Consider the following 19,211-nt stretch of genomic DNA (forward strand, 5'->3'; position numbering starts at 1 on the left):
GACACCGTCCTAGAGGGCGCAATGTCGCCGGATGCCCGAATCGGCACCGGATCCAAGGTCTCTCGCGGAACTACGGGATGCGATGTCTGTCAGGACAGATGAGGAAATGTCGGGCGGGGTTCCGCCTCGCGGCAGCGGCACGGCCCGCCCGGGCCGGCTGAGCCGGATACTGCGCGGGCCGCGCCCCGAGGCCGTCCCCGTCCTCGTCGGCAGAGCCTGCGCCCTGGTGGGCGTCCTGGACATCGCCGCGGGCGTCTTCCCCCGGTTCCGGCACAGCAGGATGCACACCCTCGCCGAGGTCCTGCCCGGCGCGCTCGGCCCGTTCGCGGCCGCCCTGTCCCTCAGCACCGGCGTGCTGTTGCTGCTGCTCGCCCACGGCCTCAAGCGCGGAAAGCGCCGGGCCTGGCGGGCCGCGGTGGCGCTCCTGCCGGCCGGGGCCGTCGCCCAGTTCACCTACCGGCACTCGCTCGTGGGCGTGCTGATCTCCCTGGCACTGCTGGCCCCCCTGCTGCGCCACCGCGACCAGTTCAACGCCCTGCCCGACCCGCGCAGCCGCTGGAAGGCCCTCGCCAACTTGGTGCTGATGAGCGCCGGTTCGCTCGCGCTCGGACTGCTCGTCGTCAACGTGCACGACGGACGCATCGTCGGCGACCCCAGCCTCGCCGACCGCATCACCCACGTCATCTACGGCCTGTTCGGCTTCGAGGGCCCGGTCGACTACCGGGGCGACACCTCCTGGACCGTCGCCTTCTCGCTCGGCGCCCTCGGCCTGCTCACCGCCGTCACCACCGTCTACCTGGCATTCCGCCCCGAGCACCCGGCCGCACGGCTCACCGAGGAGGACGAGGCCCGGCTGCGTGCCCTGCTGGACAAGCACGGGCGCCGCGACTCCCTCGGCCACTTCGCGCTGCGCCGCGACAAGGCGGTCGTCTTCTCCCCCAGCGGCAAGGCGGCGGTGACCTACCGGGTCGTCTCCGGCGTGATGCTCGCCAGCGGAGACCCGATCGGCGACGTCGAGGCCTGGCCCGGCGCCATCGAACGGTTCATGGACGAGGCCAGGGCCCACTCCTGGACCCCCGCCGTCATGGGCTGCTCCGAGACCGGCGGCGAGGTGTGGACCCGCGAGACCGGTCTCGACGCCCTCGAACTGGGCGACGAGGCGGTGGTGGACGTCGCGGATTTCTCCCTCGCCGGCCGCGCGATGCGCAACGTGCGCCAGATGGTCAAGCGCATCGAGCGGGCCGGTTACCAAACCCGGGTACGACGGGTCCGTGACCTCGGCGAGGCCGAGCTGGAGCGTATCCGCCGGGCCGCCGACGACTGGCGCGGCACCGACACCGAGCGCGGCTTCTCCATGGCCCTCGGCCGCGTCGGCGACCCCGCCGACGGCGACTGCCTCATCGCCACCGCCCACAAACAGGACGAGCACCCCGGCCCCTACGGCGACCTGAAGGCGATCCTGCACTTCGTGCCCTGGGGCACCGACGGCGCCTCCCTGGACCTCATGCGCCGCGACCGCTCCGCCGACCCCGGCATGAACGAACTGCTCATCGTGGCCGCCCTCCAGGCCGCGCCCCGCTTCGGCATCGCCCGGGTCTCCCTCAACTTCGCGATGTTCCGCGCGGCCCTGGCCCGCGGCGAGAAGATCGGCGCCGGCCCGGTGCTGCGCGCCTGGCGCGGCCTGCTGGTCTTCCTCTCGCGCTGGTTCCAGATCGAGTCCCTGTACAAGTTCAACGCCAAGTTCCAGCCGCGCTGGGAGCCGCGCTTCGTCGTCTACCGCGCCTCCGCCGACCTGCCCCGCATCGGCATCGCCGCCATGCAGGCCGAAGGTTTCGTCACCCTCGCCCTGCCCCTGCCGCGGTTCCTGCGCGGCCGCCGCACGGCCGCCCCGCGCCCCTGCGCCCACCGCACCACGGCCGAACGCGACGTCCGGGCGGCGTGACCCCCGCCCGCACGGGCCCGCCCGCCCGGGCCCGTCGCCCGGGCCCGTCGCCCGGGCCGCAGCGCCTGACGGCCCCCGCCGGGGCCTACGCTGAACATATGAGCAACCAGAGCGGACGCGGGCGCGTGGCGGGCCTACCGGAACGGGACCGCTGCGCGGTCATGGGAGTCGTGAACGTCACCCCCGACTCCTTCTCCGACGGCGGCCGCTTCTTCGACACCACCGCCGCCGTCAAACGCGGCCTCGGCCTGGTCACTGAGGGCGCGGACCTGGTCGACGTCGGCGGCGAGTCCACCCGCCCCGGCGCCACCCGGGTCGACGAGGACGAGGAACTGCGGCGCGTCGTCCCCGTCGTGCGCGGCCTGGCCTCCGAGGGCGTCACGGTCTCCGTCGACACCATGCGCGCCTCCGTCGCCGAACGGGCCCTCGCGGCCGGCGCCGCCCTCGTCAACGACGTCAGCGGCGGCCTCGCCGACCCCCGCATGATCCCGGCCGTCGCCGACGCCGGCGCCCCCTTCGTCGTCATGCACTGGCGTGGCTTCCTCCAGGGCGGCAACGTCAGGGGCGAGTACGCCGACGTCGTCACCGAGGTCGTCGACGAACTGCACGCGCGCGTGGAGGCGGTCCTGGCCGGCGGCATCGCCCCCGACCGCGTCATCGTCGACCCCGGCCTGGGCTTCTCCAAGGACGCCGAACACGACCTCGCCCTCCTCGCGAGCCTCGACCGCGTCCTCGACCTCGGCCACCCGCTGCTCGTCGCCGCCTCCCGCAAACGCTTCCTCGGCCGGGTCCTCGCCGGCCCCGACGGCCCCCCGCCGCCCGCCCGCGAACGGGACGCGGCCACCGCCGCCGTCTCCGCGCTCGCCGCGCACGCCGGCGCGTGGGCGGTGCGCGTCCACGAGGTGCGCGCCACGGCCGACGCCGTCCGCGTCGTCCGCGCCATCGCGGGCGCCCGCCCGGCCGGAACCAGCGCAGAGGGAGCCCGGTGACCGCCCCGCACACCGACGTCGAACAGGTCGAGGCCGCCAACACCGCCTTCTACGAGGCACTCGAGCAGGGCGACTTCGAGGAACTGGCGTCGCTCTGGCTGACCCCCTCCGACCTGGGCGTCGACGAGTCCTACCACGACCCGGCCGACACCGGCGTGGTCTCCTGCGTCCACCCCGGCTGGCCCGTGCTCACCGGCCGCGGCGAGGTCCTCAGGTCGTACGCGCTGATCATGGCCAACACCGACTACATCCAGTTCTTCCTGACCGACGTGCACGTCTCCGTCACCGGCGACACCGCCCTGGTGAACTGCACCGAGAACATTCTGAGCGGCGGCCCCGCCCCCGAGGGCGCCGGCGAGGAGCTCGGCCCGCTCGTCGGGCAGCTCGTGGTCGCCACCAACGTGTTCCGGCGCACGCCCCAGGGGTGGAAACTCTGGTCGCACCACGCTTCCCCCGTCCTGGCCGAAACCGACGACGACGAGGACGACGACACCCCCGCCTGAGTGGGTAGGCGCCAGGAAGTGGTTGGAATCACCTACGCCCGGGTAAGGGCGGCTACCAGCCTGTGCACCGACGGATTCCCCAGGGGAAACGCTGGATGAATCCTGCCGGGCCCGGCCGCGGCCGCCGCCCCGTGGCCCGGGCCCGTCCGCGCTCGCAGGTAGATTCGACCGAGGCCGGTGTGCCGACCGCACACGGCACCGACCGGCCCTGACCGACGATTGCAGGAGTGATTCGCGTGGATCGTGTCGCGCTGCGCGGCCTCAAGGCCCGCGGGCACCACGGTGTGTTCCCCGAGGAACGCGCAGAGGGCCAGACCTTCGTCGTGGACCTCGTCCTCGGCCTGGACACCCGACCGGCCGCGGCCGACGACGACCTGGCGAAGACGGTGCACTACGGCATCGTGGCGGAGGAGGTCGTGGCCGTCGTCCAGGGCGAGCCCGTCGACCTCATCGAGACGCTCGCCGAGCGCATCGCCCAGGCCTGTCTGCGCCACGAGGGAGTACAGGAGGTCGAGGTCTGCGTCCACAAACCGAAAGCCCCGATCACCGTCCCCTTCGACGACGTGACCGTCACCATCACCCGGAGCCGAGCATGACCGCGCCCTTCATCAAGGGTCCGACCGACCCGACCGTCCAGCCGGTGCCCGCCTCCGTCGTCGAGAAGGTCGACGCCGCCGACACGACCCTGTCCAACCCCAAACGGGCCGTGGTCGCCCTCGGCTCCAACCTCGGCAACCGGCTGGAGACCCTCCAGGGAGCCATCGACGCCCTGGAGGACACGCCCGGCGTCCGCGTCAAAGGCGTCTCCCCCGTCTACGAGACCGAGCCCTGGGGCGTCGACCCCGGCAGTCAGCCCGCCTACTTCAACGCCGTCGTGGTCCTCAAGACCACCCTCCCGCCGTCCTCGCTCCTGGAGCGCGCACACGCGGTCGAGGAGGCCTTCCACCGCGTCCGGGACGAGCGCTGGGGCCCCCGCACCCTCGACGTCGACATCGTCTCCTACGCCGATGTCGTCTCCGACGACCCGCGGCTCACGCTCCCCCACCCCCGCGCCCACGAGCGTGCCTTCGTCCTGGCCCCCTGGCACGACCTGGATCCCGAGGCGCAGCTGCCCGGCCGCGGCCCCGTCGCCGGTCTCCTCGACGCCGTCACCCGGGACGGGGTGGCGGCCCGCGCCGACCTGGAACTCCGGCTGCCCGAATAGCCGTTAAGGTCAAGACGGCCGCGAACCGGGCCGCCAGAGCCGGGGGAACCGAAGGGACACCGTGAGAGAGCTGCGTATCCGGGTGCTGGCCGGCGTGTTCGTCGTGGCCGGAGTCCTGTCCTGGGCGGGCGCCCGCCTGTGGAACTCGGTCGGAACCCTCCCGAGCGTCCCGCTGGCCGCCCCCATCGTCCTGGCCGTGATCGCCGTGGTCCTGCTGGCCACGGCGCTCTCGATCCGCGCCCGGCTCAAGGCCCAGCGCGAGCGCCGTCCCGAGGCGAAGGGCGTCGACCCCCTCATGGCGGCCCGCGCGGTCGTCTTCGGCCACGCCAGCGCCCTGGTCGCCGCCCTCGTCGCCGGCATGTACGGCGGCACCGGCGTCTTCCTGCTGGAGTCCCTGGACATCCCCGCCCGCCGCGACCAGGCCATCTACGCCGGCCTCTCCGTCCTCGCGGGCATCGGTGTCATAGCGGCCGCCATGTTCCTGGAGCGCGTCTGCAAGCTCCCGGAAGACGACGAGAACGACGGCACGGGCGTGGCCCCGACGGTCTGACGCCGGGGGTCAGCGCGCCATGATGAGGCTCATCGCCTCGTTCCGCGTCGCCATGTCCCGCAGCTGACCGCGCACGGCCGAGGTCAGCGTCTTGGCGCCCGGCTTGCGTATCCCCCGCATCGACATGCACATGTGCTCGCACTCCACGACGACGATGACGCCGCGCGGCTCCAGGATGTCCATCAGGGAGTCGGCGATCTGCGTGGTGAGGCGTTCCTGCACCTGCGGACGACGGGCGTAGACGTCCACGAGCCGGGCCAGCTTGGACAGTCCGGTGATCTTTCCGCTGGTCGACGGGATGTAACCGACGTGAGCGACGCCCCGGAACGGCACCAGATGATGCTCACAGGTGGAGTACACCTCGATGTCCTTCACCAGGACCATCTCGTCGTGCCCCAGATCGAACGTCGTCGTCAGCACGTCCCCGGGCTGCTGCCACAGCCCCGCGAATATCTCCTTGTACGCCCGCGCCACGCGCGCCGGTGTCTCCCGGAGGCCCTCGCGGTCCGGGTCCTCGCCGACCGCGATCAGAAGCTCGCGTACGGCGTTCTCGGCGCGCTTCTCGTCGAACTCGCCGATCTGGCCGTCGCCGTCGAGCGATACGGGGTCGGTCATCTGCTGCCTCGTTCCTGTGTCCGTCACGGGGCGGCCTGCACAGATGGCGAAAAGCCGCGCCCCCCAGGCTAAAACCTGGGGGGCGCGGCATCCATTCCGGGGCGGTGGCCGCCGGGAGAGCCCGGTCAGCTCTCGGGGCGGTCCTCCGGGGTCCGCTCGGGCGCCGGGGCGGGCTCCGCCGCGGTGCTCTTCGCGGTGGAGATGGCCGGCGTCGCGCCGTTCGCACCGTTCGTCAGGGCCAGCTCCTTGGGAGAGAGGACCGGCGGACGGGTCGACGGCGTGCGGCGGGAGGAGCCGGTCCAGGCGGGCCTGGGCGGACGCTTGACGATCGGGGCGAAGATCTCGGCGATCTCCTCCTTGCCCAGCGTCTCCTTCTCCAGCAGCTGCAGCACGAGGTTGTCGAGGACGTCGCGGTTCTCGACGAGGATCTCCCACGCCTCGTTGTGCGCCGTCTCGATGAGCTTCTTGACCTCTTCGTCCACGAGCGCGGCGACCTCTTCCGAGTAGTCGCGCTGGTGAGACATCTCACGGCCGAGGAACGGCTCGGTGTTGTCGCCACCGAACTTGATCGCGCCGAGACGCTCGGTCATGCCGTACTGCGTGACCATCGCGCGGGCCAGGCCCGTGGCCTTCTCGATGTCGTTGGCGGCACCCGTGGTCGGGTCGTGGAAGACGAGCTCCTCGGCCGCGCGGCCGCCCAGCATGTAGGCCAGCTGGTCGAGCATCTCGTTGCGCGTGGTCGAGTACTTGTCCTCGTCCGGCAGCACCATCGTGTAGCCGAGGGCGCGGCCTCTCGACAGGATCGTGATCTTGTGGACGGGGTCGGAGTTGGGCGAGGCCGCCGCGACCAGGGCGTGTCCGCCCTCGTGGTACGCGGTGATCTTCTTCTCCTTGTCCGACATGATCCGGGTCCGCTTCTGCGGGCCCGCGACCACACGGTCGATCGCCTCGTCCAGCATGTGGTTGTCGATCAGCTTCTGGTCGCTGCGGGCCGTCAGCAGGGCGGCCTCGTTCAGCACGTTGGCCAGATCGGCACCCGTCATGCCGGGCGTACGGCGGGCGACGGCCGACAGGTCGACGTCCGGCGCGACCGGCTTGCCCTTCTGGTGAACCTTGAGGATCTCCAGACGGCCCTGCATGTCCGGGCGGTCGACGGCGATCTGCCGGTCGAAGCGGCCGGGGCGCAGCAGCGCCGGGTCGAGGATGTCGGGCCGGTTCGTCGCGGCGATGAGGATCACGCCGCCCTTGACGTCGAAGCCGTCCATCTCGACGAGGAGCTGGTTCAGGGTCTGCTCGCGCTCGTCGTGACCACCGCCGAGGCCGGCGCCGCGGTGGCGGCCGACCGCGTCGATCTCGTCGACGAAGACGATCGCCGGGGCGTTCGCCTTGGCCTGCTCGAACAGGTCACGGACACGGGAGGCACCGACACCGACGAACATCTCGACGAAGTCGGAACCGGAGATCGAGTAGAAGGGGACGCCGGCCTCGCCCGCGACGGCACGCGCGAGCAGGGTCTTGCCGGTGCCGGGAGGCCCGTAGAGCAGGACGCCCTTGGGGATCTTGGCACCGACGGCCTGGAACTTGGCCGGCTCCTGGAGGAACTCCTTGATCTCGTGGAGCTCCTCGACGGCCTCGTCCGATCCGGCGACGTCGGAGAAGGTGGTCTTGGGGGTGTCCTTGGTGATGAGCTTGGCCTTGGACTTCCCGAAGTTCATGACCCGGGAGCCGCCGCCCTGCATCTGGTTCATCAGGAACAGGAACACGACCACGATCAGCACGAAGGGCAGCAGGGAGAGCAGGATGCCGACGAACGGGTTCTGCTTGGACGGCGAGACCGTGTAGCCGTCCGGGATCTGCTTGTCCTGGTACTTGTTCTGCAGCGTGTTGGCGATGTCCACGCCCTGGTCGCCGATGTAGCTCGCCTGGATCTTCGAGCTGCCCTCGACCTTCACGCCGTCCTTGAGCGTGGCCTTGATGGTCTGCTCGTCACCGGTGGTGAGCTTGGCCGACTCCACCTTGTTCTGGTTGATCGCCTGGACGACCTGGCCGGTGTCCACCGTCTTGTAGCCGCCGGACGAGCCGACGACCTGCATCAAAACGACCACGGCGAGGACGGCCAGCACGATCCACATGACCGGCCCACGGAAGTATCGCTTCACGTCCATCCATACGGAGCGGTGCCGCCCCGTCCCTCCTGCCATAGTGAGTTTGATAAAGACTGTTCTTCGGACGGTACCCCAGCATTGTCACCTGAAGCCGCGTGGGACGGCTGGCGATCCGCCTACGCCTGCTCCAACGGCGGGACGCCCGCTGGGGTTCCCGATCACCGTGACGGCACTCCGGCCGGGGTGTCAGCCGCCGTACACGTGAGGCGCGAGCGTACCGACGAACGGGAGGTTCCGGTACTTCTCGGCGTAGTCGAGTCCGTATCCCACGACGAATTCGTTGGGGATGTCGAAGCCGACCCATTCCACGTCGATGGCCACCTTCGCGGCCTCGGGCTTGCGCAGCAGCGTGCACACCTTGAGGGAGGCGGGCTCGCGCGAGCCGAGGTTGGAGAGCAGCCAGGACAGGGTCAGGCCGGAGTCGATGATGTCCTCGACGATCAGGACGTGCCTGCCCTTGATGTCGGTGTCGAGGTCCTTGAGGATCCGCACCACACCGGAGGACTGGGTACCGGCCCCGTACGAGGATACGGCCATCCAGTCCATGGTGACGGGGGTGGACAGCGCCCTCGCGAGGTCGGCCATGACCATGACCGCGCCCTTGAGGACTCCGACGATCAGCAGGTCCTTGCCCGCGTACTCCGCGTCGATCTTCGCGGCCAGTTCGGCCAGCTTGGCGTCGATCTCTTCCTTGGTGATGAGCACCTTCTCGAGGTCGGCACCCATGTCTTTCGCGTCCACCCGCATCACTTTCGGTCGTCCCACCGGCCGAGCGGCCCCTCCGCCGGCTGCGGGGAGGGGTCGTGCTTCAGCCTTGCCGAATCACCAGTCTGCCACCCTGGCGGCGGGCCACGACCTTGCCGGGGAGGTTGATGGCTCCCTGACCGCGCCAGCCGGTGATCAGCCGGTCGACTTCCTCGATGTGGCGGGCGAACAGCGAGCCGGCGGGCGCACCGGCCGCGACGGCGGCCCGGCGCAGGACGCGGCGGCGTACGGCGGGCGGCAGAGCGTAGAGCTTGGCGCACTCCAGCTGCCCCGTGGCGTCGCGGACCGTGGCCTCGGCCTGGCCGGCCCAGGAGTCGAGGGCGTCGGCGTCGTCGCGGGAGAGCTGGGCCGTCCGGGCGAGGGCCTCGACGACGCCTTTGCCGAGGGCCTTCTCCAGGGCGGGCAGGCCCTCGTGGCGCAGCCGGGAGCGGGTGTAGGCGGGGTCGGCGTTGTGGGGGTCGTCCCACACGGGCAGGGACTGGACCATGCAGGCCTTGCGGGCGGTCTGCCGGTCGAGCCCCAGGAAGGGGCGCCGGTAGCGGCCGCCGGCCCCCGAGACCGCGGCCATTCCGGACAGGGAGCGGATGCCGGAGCCCCGGGCGAGGCCGAGGAGGACGGTTTCGGCCTGGTCGTCGCGGGTGTGGCCGAGCAGGACGGCGGCGGCGCCGTGGCGTTCGGCGGCGGTGTCGAGCGCGGCGTAGCGGGCGTCGCGGGCGGCGGCTTCGGGCCCGCCGGTGCGGCCGACGGTGACGGCGACGGAGTCGACGGGGTCGAGGCCGAGTTCGCGCAGGCGCTGGACGACTTCCGCGGCGCGGGCGTCGGAGCCCGTCTGGAGGCCGTGGTCGACGGTGACGCCGCCGGCCCTGACGCCGAGCTTGGGGGCTTCGAAGGCGAGGGCGGAGGCGAGGGCCATCGAGTCGGCGCCACCGGAGCACGCCACGAGCACGAGCGGCGGGGGCTCGTGCGAGAGGGCGTGCGGGACCGCGGCGGGGGCGCGGTGGTGTTCGGTGAGGAGGTCGTGGAGGACGCGGCGTACTGCCAGACGTATCGCCGCGACCGCAGGATGGGGACCCATGTCCGGTTCCCTTCATGAAGTTTTCGGGGGGTGAGCCCGCGTGTCGGTCACGCAGAGTGTGTAGATGGTGACAGAACCGGGCCGTTCCCCGAGCATTGCACGCCTACCCCTGCCTCACGGTCCCTCGGACGGGTGATTGGAGGGGCGTTCGCCTGCCGTCGGCCTGTTTCCCTTCACGACCTTCCCGTGATGTTCACTACTCGGCCCTGCGGTGCACCCGCGCGACCCAGTCCGCCGGTTTGGCGATCTCCGACTTGGTGGGAAGGGTGTTGGGCGAGGTCCACACGCGGTTGAAGCCGTCCATGCCGACCTCGTCGACGACGGCCCGCACGAAGCGTTCGCCGTCCCGGTACTGGCGGAGCTTGGCGTCCAGGCCGAGCAGCTTGCGCAGGGCGAGGTCGAGGCGGGAGGCGCCCTTGGCGCGGCGCTGCTGGAACTTCTCGCGGATCTCCCCGACGGTCGGCACGACGGACGGGCCGACGCCGTCCATCACGTAGTCGGCGTGGCCCTCCAGCAGGGACATCACCGCGGTGAGGCGGCCGAGGATCTCGCGCTGGGCGGGGGTCTGGACGATCTCGACGAGGGAGCGGCCGCCGTCGTCCTCCTCGGCCTCGGGGCGGCCCCCGGCGAGGCTCTGGGCGGCTTCCCGCACGCGTTCCAGGACGGTCATGGGGTCGACGTCGGTCTCCTGGAGGAACGACTGGATTTCACCCTCGAGGTGGTCCCGCAGCCAGGGCACGGCGGTGAACTGGGTGCGGTGCGTCTCCTCGTGCAGGCAGACCCACAGCCTGAAGTCGTGGGGGTCGACATCGAGTTCGCGCTCGACGTGGACGATGTTCGGGGCGACGAGCAGGAGCCTGCCGCCGCCCGGGGCGTCGGAGGAGCCGCCGGAAGGGAGGTCGCCGGTGGCGGGGGCGAAGGTCTCGTACTGGCCGAGGACGCGGGAGGCCAGGAAGGACAGCAGCATGCCGACCTCGACGCCGGTGACCTTGCCGCCGACCGCGCTCATGACGGCGCCGCCCGGGCCGGTGCCGCGCCGTTCCTGCATCTTGTCGAGCAGGGGTCGCAGGATCTCCCGGAACCCGGCGACGTTCGCCCGGATCCAGCCCGGGCGGTCGACGACGAGGACGGGGGTGTCGTGCCCCTCCTCGGTGCCCAGCCGGGTGAATCCGCGGACGTGTTCCTCCGAGGCCTTGGCGTGCCGGCGCAGCTCCGCCACGACGGCCCGGGCCTCGTCGCGACTGACCTCGGGGCCCGGCCTCACGAGCCGGGTCGCGGTCGCCACCGCGAGGTTCCAGTCGACCATGCCGGTTGAAGCACCACCGATGCTCGTCATGCGTCAACCGTACGTGAGGGCCGCCCGCGCGGGCAGGGCGGCGACGGCCGGGCACCGCTCCGCCCGGCCACGGACGGCTCCCCGCCCGTCACGTGCACCCGCACGCCGCGAGGGCGCTGGCGACCCGGTCCAGAGCCGCGGAACGGACCGCGCCCGTCACCTGCACCCGCACGCCGCGAGGGCGCCGGCCGCCCGGTCCGGAGGCCGCGGAACAGTCCCCGTCCGTCACCTGCACCCGCACGCCGCGAGGGCGTCGGCCACCCGGTCCGGAGGCCACGGAGCGGTCCCCGTCCGTCACCTGCACCCGCACGCCACCGGGGCGGTGGCGCCCCGGGCCAGAGCCGCGGAGCGGTCCCCGTCCGTCACCTGCACCCGCACGCCGCGAGGGCGGTGGCCACCCGGTCCAGGGCCTGCTGGGACTCCGTCGGTCTGCCGGGGTCCGTGCCGGAGGCCATGAACGCGAAGGCCAGCAGGCGGCCGTCCTCGTCGACCAGGGTGCCCGCGAGGGCGTGGACGCCCGACAGGGTGCCGGTCTTGGCGCGGACGACGCCGGCCGCCCCGTCCGTGTAGCGGCTGGTCAGGGTGCCGGTGAAGCCGGCGACGGGCAGGCCGGTGAGGGCCGGGCGGAACTCGGGGTGGGCGGGGTCGGCCGCCTTGGCGAGCAGCGCCGTGAGCAGGTCGGGGGTCAGCCGGTCGGCGCGGTTCAGGCCGCTGCCGTCCTTGAAGGCGGCGCCCTTGAGGGGGAGGCCGAGCTTGCCGAGCCGGGAGCCGATGGCCTTGCCGACCCCGGCGAAGTCGGCCCGCTCGCCGGTGGCGATCGCGGTCTGGCGGGCGAGGGCCTCGGCGATGTCGTTGTCGCTGTTGGTCAGCATGCGCTCGACGAGGGCGGACAGCGGCGGCGAGGAGACGGCCGCGAGGGTCTCGGCCCGGGTGGTGGCCTTGGACGGGCCGGGGCTGCTGGTCTTGACGCCGTGCGAGGTCAGGAGGTCCCCGAACCGGCGGGCGGCGTCGGCCGCCGGATCCTTCACGCGCTCGGCCGGGCCGCTCGCCGAGTCGTTCTTGCGGCCTTCGTCAGCCATCAGGGGGCTGACGAGGGCGAGGTTGGGGTTGTCCCCGATCGGGTGTTTTTCGTCGCCGGCGTAGAGCGTCGTGTCGTAGGAGAGGGTCACCTCGCGCAGGCCCCGGTCGGCGAGCGCGGCGGCCGTCCGGGCGGCGAGGGTGCGCAGGCTCGCCGCACCCCCGGTCTTCTCCCGGGCGGTGAGCGTGGGGTCGCCGCCGCCGACCAGGACGACCTCCTTGGTGTCGGGTTCCAGGGCGGCGCGGGTGGTGAGGCGGTGCTCCGGTCCCATCGCGGACAGCGCGGCGACGGCCGTGGCGATCTTCGTCGTGGAGGCCGGGGTGAGCGCGGTGTCCGCGCCGGAGCCGAACAGGCGCCGTCCGGTGGTCACGTCCAGGACCGCCCCGGCGGGCCGCGGGCCGAGCGCCGGGTCCTTGAGCAGGGGGCCGAGGGCGTCCGCGAGCATCTTGCCGTCCGGGGCGGACTTGACGGTGCTGACGCCGCCGAGGCCGGTCAGCACGGGTCCGGCGCTGGGGGCGGGCCGGGGGCGGCCGGGCGCGCCGGGGGCACTGCCGTGATCTGTGCCACCCGCGCGGCCCAGGGCCACTGCCCGGTCCCGCTCGGCCGTACGCTGACCCGTGGAGTCCCAGGGACCGGTGGCGGTCACCACACCGGCCGCCAGTGCGAGCCCGGCGGTGGCGGCGCCCGCGGTGTACTGCCAGGTCTTCGGCGGCATCACATGCGTGAGCTGCGGTTTCCCGGCTCGGGCGAGCCGCGCGAGCCGTGGTTTCGCGGCCGTCGCGGCCCGGGCCAGGCGCGGTCGTACGGCTTCCGCGAGCCGCACCACGTGCGGTTTCGCGGCCTGCCAAGGCCTCAGCTCTGGCACGACCACCAGCCCCTTTCGCGATCACACACCTGCGTGAGGGACACTTAATCACCAGAACTATGTGTTGATCATGGAGGAGCCACCGGTGGAGTTCGACGTCACGATCGAGATTCCGAAGGGTTCGCGCAACAAGTACGAGGTGGACCACGAGACCGGTCGTATCCGCCTGGACCGGCGACTCTTCACCTCGACCGCCTACCCGACCGACTACGGCTTCGTCGAGAACACCCTCGGCGAGGACGGCGACCCGCTGGACGCGCTGGTCATCCTCGACGAGCCGACGTTCCCGGGCTGCCTGATCCGCTGCCGCGCGATCGGCATGTTCCGCATGACGGACGAGGCCGGCGGCGACGACAAGCTGCTGTGCGTGCCGTCGACGGACCCGCGCGTGGAGCACCTGCGGGACATCCACCACGTGTCGGAGTTCGACCGTCTGGAGATCCAGCACTTCTTCGAGGTCTACAAGGACCTGGAGCCCGGCAAGTCGGTCGAGGGTGCCGACTGGGTGGGCCGCACCGAGGCCGAGGCCGAGATCGAGCGGTCCTACAAGCGTTTCAAGGACCAGGGCGGTCACTGACCTCCCGTTCCTGATGCCGACGGGCCGCACGCCTGCGCGTGCGGCCCGTTCGTCCGTCTGTGCGCATACTGAGGCTGTGGGGGGTACGAGGCGGACGTGTCGTACAGGGAGCGCCAGGCAGTGACGGACGCGGAGGACCGCAAACCGAAGTCGGACGAGGCAAGGAGCGCCTTCCTGCCTCCGGCCGGGTCCGGCGTCGACGGGGACATGTCGACGACGTCGGAGTTCGCGATCCCCGAAGGGCTGGCCCTCCACAGATCGGCCGGCGCGGAGTCCGAGACGACGTCCGAGTTCGCCGTGCCGCAAGGCCTCGACGTCCACGCGGCGCCCGCGGGGGAGCAGGAGGGGTCGGCGTTCACCCCGCCGAGCACCTACAGCTCGAAGCACGCGCCGACGGCCTTCACGCCGCCGAGCGGGATCCCCGTGGTCAGCCTGACGAAGGACGTGCCCTGGCAGGACCGGATGCGCACGATGCTGCGCATGCCGGTGGCGGAGCGGCCCGCTCCGGAGATCAGCCACCGCGGCACCGACGAGAGCGGGCCCGCGGTGCCCCGTGTGCTCGACCTGACGCTGCGTATCGGCGAGTTGCTGCTGGCGGGCGGCGAGGGCGCCGAGGACGTGGAGGCGGCGATGTTCGCCGTGTGCCGGTCCTACGGCCTGGACCGCTGCGAGCCCAACGTCACGTTCACGCTGCTGGCGATCTCCTACCAGCCGTCCCTGGTCGACGACCCGGTCACGGCGTCGCGGACCGTGCGGCGCCGGGGTACGGACTACACGCGGCTGGCGGCCGTGTACCAGCTGGTGGACGACCTCAGCGACCACGAGGCGGCGGTCTCCCTGGAGGAGGCCTACCGGCGGCTGGCGGAGATCCGCCGTAACCGGCACCCCTACCCCGGCTGGGCGCTGACCGGGGCGAGCGGCCTGCTGGCCGGTGCGGCCTCGGTGCTGGTGGGCGGCGACCTGATCGTGTTCGTGGCCGCGGCGCTGGGCGCGATGCTCGGTGACCGGCTGGCGTGGCTGTGCGCGGGGCGCGGGCTGCCGGAGTTCTACCAGTTCACCGTGGCCGCGATGCCGCCGGCCGCGATCGGGGTCGCGCTGACGCTCGGTCACGTGGACGTGAAGGCCTCCGCGGTCATCACCGGTGGGCTGTTCGCGCTGCTGCCCGGGCGGGCGTTGGTGGCGGGGGTGCAGGACGGTCTGACGGGCTTCTACATCACCGCGTCCGCGCGCCTGCTGGAGGTCATGTACTTCTTCGTCGGCATCGTCGCGGGTGTGCTGCTGGTGCTGTACTTCGGCGTGCAGCTGGGCGCGCGGCTCAACCCCGACCAGGCGCTCGGCGCCTCCGACGACCCGGTGATGATGATCGCGGCGTCGATGCTGCTGTCCCTGGCGTTCGCGGTGCTGCTCCAGCAGGATCGTTCCACCGTGATGTGGGTGACGCTGAACGGCGGGGTCGCGTGGGTCGTCTACGGGGCGATGCACTACGTCGGGGACATCTCGCCGGTGGCGTCCACGGCGGCGGCCGCGGGGCTGGTGGGGCTGTTCGGGCAGTTGCTGTCCCGGTACCGGTTCGCCTCCGCCCTGCCCTACACGACCGCGGCGATCGGGCCCCTGCTGCCCGGTTCCGCGACGTACTTCGGACTGCTGGCGATCGCGCAGAGCGAGGTGGACGAGGGGCTCGTGTCGCTGTCGAAGGCGGTGGCGCTCGCCATGGCCATCGCCATCGGGGTGAACCTCGGGTCCGAGATCTCCCGGATGTTCCTGAGGATCGGCTCGGCGGAGAAGCGGCGGGCCGCCAAGCGCACCAGGGGTTTCTAGCGCCGAGTGCCTATGGCGTCGGGGCGGTGGGTACGTCGGCGGCCGCGGGCCGGTGGGGGTTTTCGCGCGGTTCCCCGCGCCCCCGGGACGGTCGGCTCAGTAGCCGTTGTTGTGAGGCCCCTGCTGCGTGCCGTACGGCTGTTGCGGGGTGCCGTAGGGCTGCTGCTGGGTGCCGTAGGGGTGCTGCGGGTGCTGCGGGTGCGGCTGTCGGCCGTAGCCCGGGTCCTGCGGGTACTGGCCGTAGTACTGCTGGTCGTCGTAGCCGTTGTGGTCGCCGTACGGGGGCTGCTGCGGCTGCCGGCGGGGCGGCTGGTCGTCGGGGGTGATGCGGCGCAGCTGGGTCGTCGCGTCGTCCATCGCGGGGGGCTGCTGCCCGTGCTGCCCGGGGGTCTCGGCCGCGGCGCGCTTCTTCTTCGAGCGGTCGCGCAGGTACTCGATGAGGATCGGCACGACGGAGATCAGGACGATGAGGACGAGGATCGCCTCGACGTTCTTCTTGATGAAGCCGATCTGGCCCAGCCAGTAACCCGCGAGGGTGACACCGGTGCCCCAGGCGACGCCGCCGATGACGTTGTACGTGAGGAACGTGCGGTACTTCATGCGGCCGGCGCCGGCCACGATGGGTGCGAAGGTGCGCACGATGGGCACGAAGCGGGCCAGGACGATCGCCTTGGGGCCGTGCTTCTCCATGAACTCGTGGGCCTTGTCCAGGTTCTCCTGCTTGAAGAGCTTGGAGTTGGGACGGCTGAAGAGCTTCGGGCCCAGGAACTTGCCGATCATGTAGCCCACTTGGTCACCGAGGACGGCGGCGAGCACGATCAGGGCGCAGACCAGCCACAGCGGCTGGCTGATGTAGGTGCCCTCGGCCACGAAGAGCCCGGCCGTGAACAGCAGGGAGTCGCCGGGCAGGAACGCGAAGAGACCGGACTCCGCGAAGACGATGAGCAGGATGCCGGGCAGGCTGAACGTCGAGATCAGGTAGTCCGGGCTGAGCCACTCGGGGCCGAGCGCAAGCGTGGTCACGGGGATGTGGCTCCTGCTGCTGGGGGGACGGGCGGAGGCTGGCTGCCCCAAAGTATCAACGCAGCCGTTCCGGCCCAGGTTCCATGGGCGTACTCAGGATGCACTGTGCGCGGTCCCGGTCAAAGCTGTGAACCATGGGCATCGACGAATACGGCGGCGGACAGGGCCCGGAGCCCGAGGTTCTCGTCGTCACCACGAACGACGTTCCCGGCTACCACGTGCGGGAGGTGATCGGCGAGGTCTTCGGCCTGACCGTGCGCTCCCGCCACGTGGGGAGCCAGATCGGCGCCGGGCTGAAGTCGATGGTCGGCGGCGAGCTGCGCGGGCTCACCAAGACGCTGGTGCAGACCCGCAACCAGGCCATGGAGCGGCTCGTCGAGCAGGCACGCACGCGTGGCGCCAACGGCATCCTCGCGTTCCGCTTCGACGTGACGGAGGCGGCGGACGTCGGCACCGAGGTGTGCGCGTACGGGACGGCGGTGGTCCTGACCCGGGAGTGAGGCACTCCCGGGCCGGGGATCAGGCGGTGTGACGTGCCGCGTTCGCAACGATCGCGTCCCTCAGGTGCTCGGCGAGGCCCGGGCGCATGGAGTCGTAGAACGCCTTGAAGCGCTCGTCGGCGACGTACATCTCGCCGAGGCCCCGGTGGAGCTCGTACGAGCACTCGTAGAACCATCCGCAGATGTGCTGCCGGTGCTCCTCGGCCATGCCCATGGCCGCCTCGCCGGCCGGTGATTCGCCGGCGGTCATCAGGGCGGCGTAGCGCTCACCCCAGTCGGCCACCTCGGCCTGCATGCGCTTCCAGTCCTCCTTGGTGTAGCTCGCGGCGCGGCGCTGTGACTCGGCGTACGCCTCGGTGCCGCCCCAGCGCCGCTCCGCCTCCTCGGCGTACTGCTCCGGGTCCTTGTCGCCGAACACCTCGAACTTCTCCTCGGGCGTCAGGTTGATCCCCATCGTGCGTGCCTCCATGGCGTGCTCCACGGCCGCCGCCATCTTCCGCAGCTTCTCGATCCGGGCGGTCAGCAGTTCGTGCTGGCGGCGCAGGTGCGCGCGCGGGTCCGCGTCCGGGTCGTCGAGCAGGGCGGCGACCTCCTCGAGCGGGAAGCCGAGCTCGCGGTAGAACAGGATCTGCTGCAGCCGGTCGAGGTCGGCGTCGCTGTAGCGCCGGTGGCCCGCGTGGCTGCGCTCGCTGGGCACGAGCAGGCCGATGTCGTCGTAGTGGTGCAGGGTGCGCACCGTCACACCGGCGAAACCGGCGACCTGTCCCACGGAGTAGCTCACTTCCGCTCCTTTCTTCTTCCGCGCTCCACGGTCGGTCCTCACGCCACGTGAGGTGCAAGCGTGTTGCCCGCCTATCCCGTTTATGCCGTTTGATCCGTTTATCGTGTGCCCGTGGTCCAGGACTCCGAAGACCAGGCATCCTCCGTCCGTCCGTCGACGCCCGCTCGGGCCCTGCTGCCCTCGATCGTGCCCGCCGTGGCCGTGGGCGTGCTCTGCAGCCTGATCCTGGTGGGGGTGGAGGTCGCCGCCGAGCAGCTCCAGGACGTGCTCTGGCAGACCGTGCCGGACGCGCTCGGGGTCGGCCGGTACTCCGTGGCGTGGATGTTCGTCGTGCTCATCGCGACCGGCATCGCGGTCGGGCTGGTGGTGTGGAAGGCGCCGGGGCACGCGGGCCCCGATCCCGCCACCGTCGGTCTCGACGCCCCCGTCCTGCCGCCCGTGGTGCTGCCGGGGCTGCTGCTGGTGACCGCGCTGATGCTGGCCGGGGGACCCAGCCTCGGCCCCGAGAACCCGATCATCACGGTGAACGTGGCCCTCGCGGTCTGGCTGGGCAGCCGGCTGATCCCCCGGGCCCCCGGACGGATCTGGCCGGCGCTGGCGGAGGCGGCCACCATCGGCGCGCTGTTCGGCACCCCGGTCGCGGCCGCCCTGGCGATCTCCGAACTGCTGGCCACGAAGGAGACCCGCGGCATGCTGTGGGACAACCTCTTCGCGCCGCTGACCGCCGCGGCCGCCGGCTCCCTGACCGTCACCCTCCTCGACCACCCGAGCTTCGACCTGGGCCTGCCGTCCTTCGGCCGGCCGGGGTGGTCCGACCTGCTGGCGTCGGTGGTGGTCGCCATGGTGGGCGCGCTGCTCACCCTGTGCGCCGTGCGGGCCTTCCCGTACGTCCACGCGGCGTTCCAGTGGCTGCGGCACCCGATGCTGATGCTCCCGGCGGGCGGGGCCGTGCTCGGTTGTCTCGCTGCTGTGGGCGGCCATCTGACGCTCTTCAAGGGGCTCGACGAGATCGCCACGCTGGCGCACGACCCGGACGGCTGGTCCGCCGGGGAGTTCGCCGTCATGACGGTGGTGAAGCTGGCCGCGCTGGTGGTAGCCGCGTCCTGCGGTTTCCGCGGCGGGCGCATCTTCCCCGCCGTGTTCGTCGGCACCGCCCTCGGCCTGTGCGCGCACGCCCTGGTGTCCGGAGTGCATCCCTCGGTGGGCGTGTCCGCCGGTGTGCTCGGGGTGCTGCTGGCGATCACGCGGCAAGGCTGGCTCAGCCTGTTCGTCGCCGCGGTGCTGATCGCCGAACCGATGGTCATCTCCCTGCTCTGCATCGCGTCACTGCCGGCCTGGCTGCTGGTGACGGGCCGGCCGCAGATGCAGCTGCGCGCGGACGGCACATCCGTCCGCTGACGCCTTGTCCTCCCCCACTCGAACCCA

Annotated in this window: 18 protein-coding genes; 10 read left to right on the forward strand and 8 right to left on the reverse strand. The window is 71.8% G+C overall.

The window, feature by feature from the left end:
* Positions 1-106: 106 nt before the first annotated feature.
* The 6 genes from ACFV20_RS16460 to ACFV20_RS16485 all read left to right on the forward strand — a co-directional run bounded on the left by ACFV20_RS16460 (position 107) and on the right by ACFV20_RS16485 (position 5,188).
* Positions 107-1,942, forward strand: coding sequence for a phosphatidylglycerol lysyltransferase domain-containing protein (locus ACFV20_RS16460; RefSeq protein ID WP_385657008.1), 1,836 nt, complete (start codon positions 107-109; stop codon positions 1,940-1,942).
* A gap of 98 nt (positions 1,943-2,040) precedes the next feature.
* Positions 2,041-2,931, forward strand: a complete 891-nt coding sequence (gene folP / locus ACFV20_RS16465) for a dihydropteroate synthase (RefSeq protein ID WP_385657011.1) — start codon at positions 2,041-2,043, stop codon at positions 2,929-2,931.
* On the forward strand, positions 2,928-3,434 hold the full coding sequence (locus ACFV20_RS16470; RefSeq protein ID WP_385657014.1) for a nuclear transport factor 2 family protein: 507 nt from the start codon (positions 2,928-2,930) through the stop codon (positions 3,432-3,434). Before folP ends, ACFV20_RS16470 begins: the two co-directional genes overlap by 4 nt.
* A 236-nt stretch (positions 3,435-3,670) precedes the next feature.
* Positions 3,671-4,030 (forward strand): dihydroneopterin aldolase, encoded by a 360-nt coding sequence (gene folB / locus ACFV20_RS16475; protein WP_385657016.1) that lies wholly within the window; start codon positions 3,671-3,673, stop codon positions 4,028-4,030.
* Positions 4,027-4,638, forward strand: a complete 612-nt coding sequence (gene folK, locus ACFV20_RS16480) for a 2-amino-4-hydroxy-6-hydroxymethyldihydropteridine diphosphokinase (protein ID WP_385657019.1) — start codon at positions 4,027-4,029, stop codon at positions 4,636-4,638. The genes folB and folK overlap by 4 nt, the downstream gene beginning before the upstream one ends.
* Before the next feature lie 61 nt (positions 4,639-4,699).
* A complete protein-coding gene (locus ACFV20_RS16485; protein ID WP_385657021.1) occupies positions 4,700-5,188 on the forward strand; it encodes a DUF3180 domain-containing protein in 489 nt (162 codons plus the stop codon).
* A 9-nt stretch (positions 5,189-5,197) separates the two neighbouring features.
* On the opposite strand, the gene folE is transcribed toward ACFV20_RS16485, so the two are convergent.
* The 6 genes from folE to dacB all read right to left on the reverse strand — a co-directional run bounded on the left by folE (position 5,198) and on the right by dacB (position 13,093).
* Complete coding sequence (gene folE, locus ACFV20_RS16490; RefSeq protein ID WP_385657023.1) at positions 5,198-5,803, reverse strand: GTP cyclohydrolase I FolE; 606 nt, start codon at positions 5,801-5,803, stop codon at positions 5,198-5,200.
* Between the two features lie 125 nt (positions 5,804-5,928).
* Entirely contained in the window at positions 5,929-7,968 is a 2,040-nt protein-coding gene (ftsH, locus tag ACFV20_RS16495) for an ATP-dependent zinc metalloprotease FtsH (protein ID WP_053669746.1), read from the reverse strand.
* Between the two features lie 186 nt (positions 7,969-8,154).
* Positions 8,155-8,715, reverse strand: a complete 561-nt coding sequence (hpt, locus tag ACFV20_RS16500; protein WP_053669745.1) for a hypoxanthine phosphoribosyltransferase — start codon at positions 8,713-8,715, stop codon at positions 8,155-8,157.
* Positions 8,716-8,776: 61 nt separating this feature from the next.
* Positions 8,777-9,808 (reverse strand): tRNA lysidine(34) synthetase TilS, encoded by a 1,032-nt coding sequence (tilS, locus tag ACFV20_RS16505; protein ID WP_385657026.1) that lies wholly within the window; start codon positions 9,806-9,808, stop codon positions 8,777-8,779.
* Positions 9,809-10,004: 196 nt separating this feature from the next.
* Positions 10,005-11,144, reverse strand: coding sequence for a zinc-dependent metalloprotease (locus ACFV20_RS16510; RefSeq protein ID WP_385657029.1), 1,140 nt, complete (start codon positions 11,142-11,144; stop codon positions 10,005-10,007).
* A 362-nt stretch (positions 11,145-11,506) separates the two neighbouring features.
* On the reverse strand, positions 11,507-13,093 hold the full coding sequence (gene dacB, locus ACFV20_RS16515) for a D-alanyl-D-alanine carboxypeptidase/D-alanyl-D-alanine-endopeptidase (protein ID WP_385657032.1): 1,587 nt from the start codon (positions 13,091-13,093) through the stop codon (positions 11,507-11,509).
* Between the two features lie 79 nt (positions 13,094-13,172).
* On the opposite strand from dacB, the gene ACFV20_RS16520 reads away from it, so the two are divergent.
* On the forward strand, positions 13,173-13,664 hold the full coding sequence (locus ACFV20_RS16520; RefSeq protein WP_003975424.1) for an inorganic diphosphatase: 492 nt from the start codon (positions 13,173-13,175) through the stop codon (positions 13,662-13,664).
* A gap of 120 nt (positions 13,665-13,784) precedes the next feature.
* Positions 13,785-15,482, forward strand: coding sequence for a threonine/serine exporter ThrE family protein (locus ACFV20_RS16525; RefSeq protein WP_385657035.1), 1,698 nt, complete (start codon positions 13,785-13,787; stop codon positions 15,480-15,482).
* Between the two features lie 96 nt (positions 15,483-15,578).
* Here ACFV20_RS16525 and ACFV20_RS16530 read toward each other — a convergent pair whose 3' ends face one another.
* Entirely contained in the window at positions 15,579-16,505 is a 927-nt protein-coding gene (locus ACFV20_RS16530) for a DedA family protein (RefSeq protein WP_385657038.1), read from the reverse strand.
* Between the two features lie 134 nt (positions 16,506-16,639).
* Here ACFV20_RS16530 and ACFV20_RS16535 point away from each other — a divergent pair, with 134 nt between their 5' ends.
* Entirely contained in the window at positions 16,640-17,005 is a 366-nt protein-coding gene (locus ACFV20_RS16535; RefSeq protein ID WP_191846876.1) for a YbjQ family protein, read from the forward strand.
* A 19-nt stretch (positions 17,006-17,024) separates the two neighbouring features.
* On the opposite strand, the gene ACFV20_RS16540 is transcribed toward ACFV20_RS16535, so the two are convergent.
* The gene (locus ACFV20_RS16540; RefSeq protein ID WP_385657041.1) at positions 17,025-17,786 is read right to left on the reverse strand and encodes a MerR family transcriptional regulator; all 762 of its coding nucleotides are present in this window, start codon (positions 17,784-17,786) and stop codon (positions 17,025-17,027) included.
* Between the two features lie 105 nt (positions 17,787-17,891).
* Here ACFV20_RS16540 and ACFV20_RS16545 point away from each other — a divergent pair, with 105 nt between their 5' ends.
* Positions 17,892-19,184: an ion channel protein gene (locus ACFV20_RS16545; protein ID WP_385657043.1), complete on the forward strand. Its 1,293-nt coding sequence runs from the start codon at positions 17,892-17,894 to the stop codon at positions 19,182-19,184.
* The last annotated feature ends 27 nt before the right edge of the window (positions 19,185-19,211 follow it).

It is taken from the genome of Streptomyces sp. NPDC059696 (genome assembly GCF_042733745.1).
Classification (GTDB): Bacteria; Actinomycetota; Actinomycetes; order Streptomycetales; family Streptomycetaceae; genus Streptomyces.

Coding starts and splice junctions, on each gene's coding strand:
- ACFV20_RS16460 (WP_385657008.1), top strand. CDS start 107: ATGTCGGGCGGGGTTCCGCCTCGCGGCAGCGGCACGGCCCGCCCGGGC.
- folE (WP_385657023.1), bottom strand. CDS start 5,803: ATGACCGACCCCGTATCGCTCGACGGCGACGGCCAGATCGGCGAGTTC.
- folK (WP_385657019.1), top strand. CDS start 4,027: ATGACCGCGCCCTTCATCAAGGGTCCGACCGACCCGACCGTCCAGCCG.
- ACFV20_RS16535 (WP_191846876.1), top strand. CDS start 16,640: ATGGGCATCGACGAATACGGCGGCGGACAGGGCCCGGAGCCCGAGGTT.
- ftsH (WP_053669746.1), bottom strand. CDS start 7,968: ATGGACGTGAAGCGATACTTCCGTGGGCCGGTCATGTGGATCGTGCTG.
- folP (WP_385657011.1), top strand. CDS start 2,041: ATGAGCAACCAGAGCGGACGCGGGCGCGTGGCGGGCCTACCGGAACGG.
- ACFV20_RS16510 (WP_385657029.1), bottom strand. CDS start 11,144: ATGACGAGCATCGGTGGTGCTTCAACCGGCATGGTCGACTGGAACCTC.
- hpt (WP_053669745.1), bottom strand. CDS start 8,715: ATGCGGGTGGACGCGAAAGACATGGGTGCCGACCTCGAGAAGGTGCTC.
- tilS (WP_385657026.1), bottom strand. CDS start 9,808: ATGGGTCCCCATCCTGCGGTCGCGGCGATACGTCTGGCAGTACGCCGC.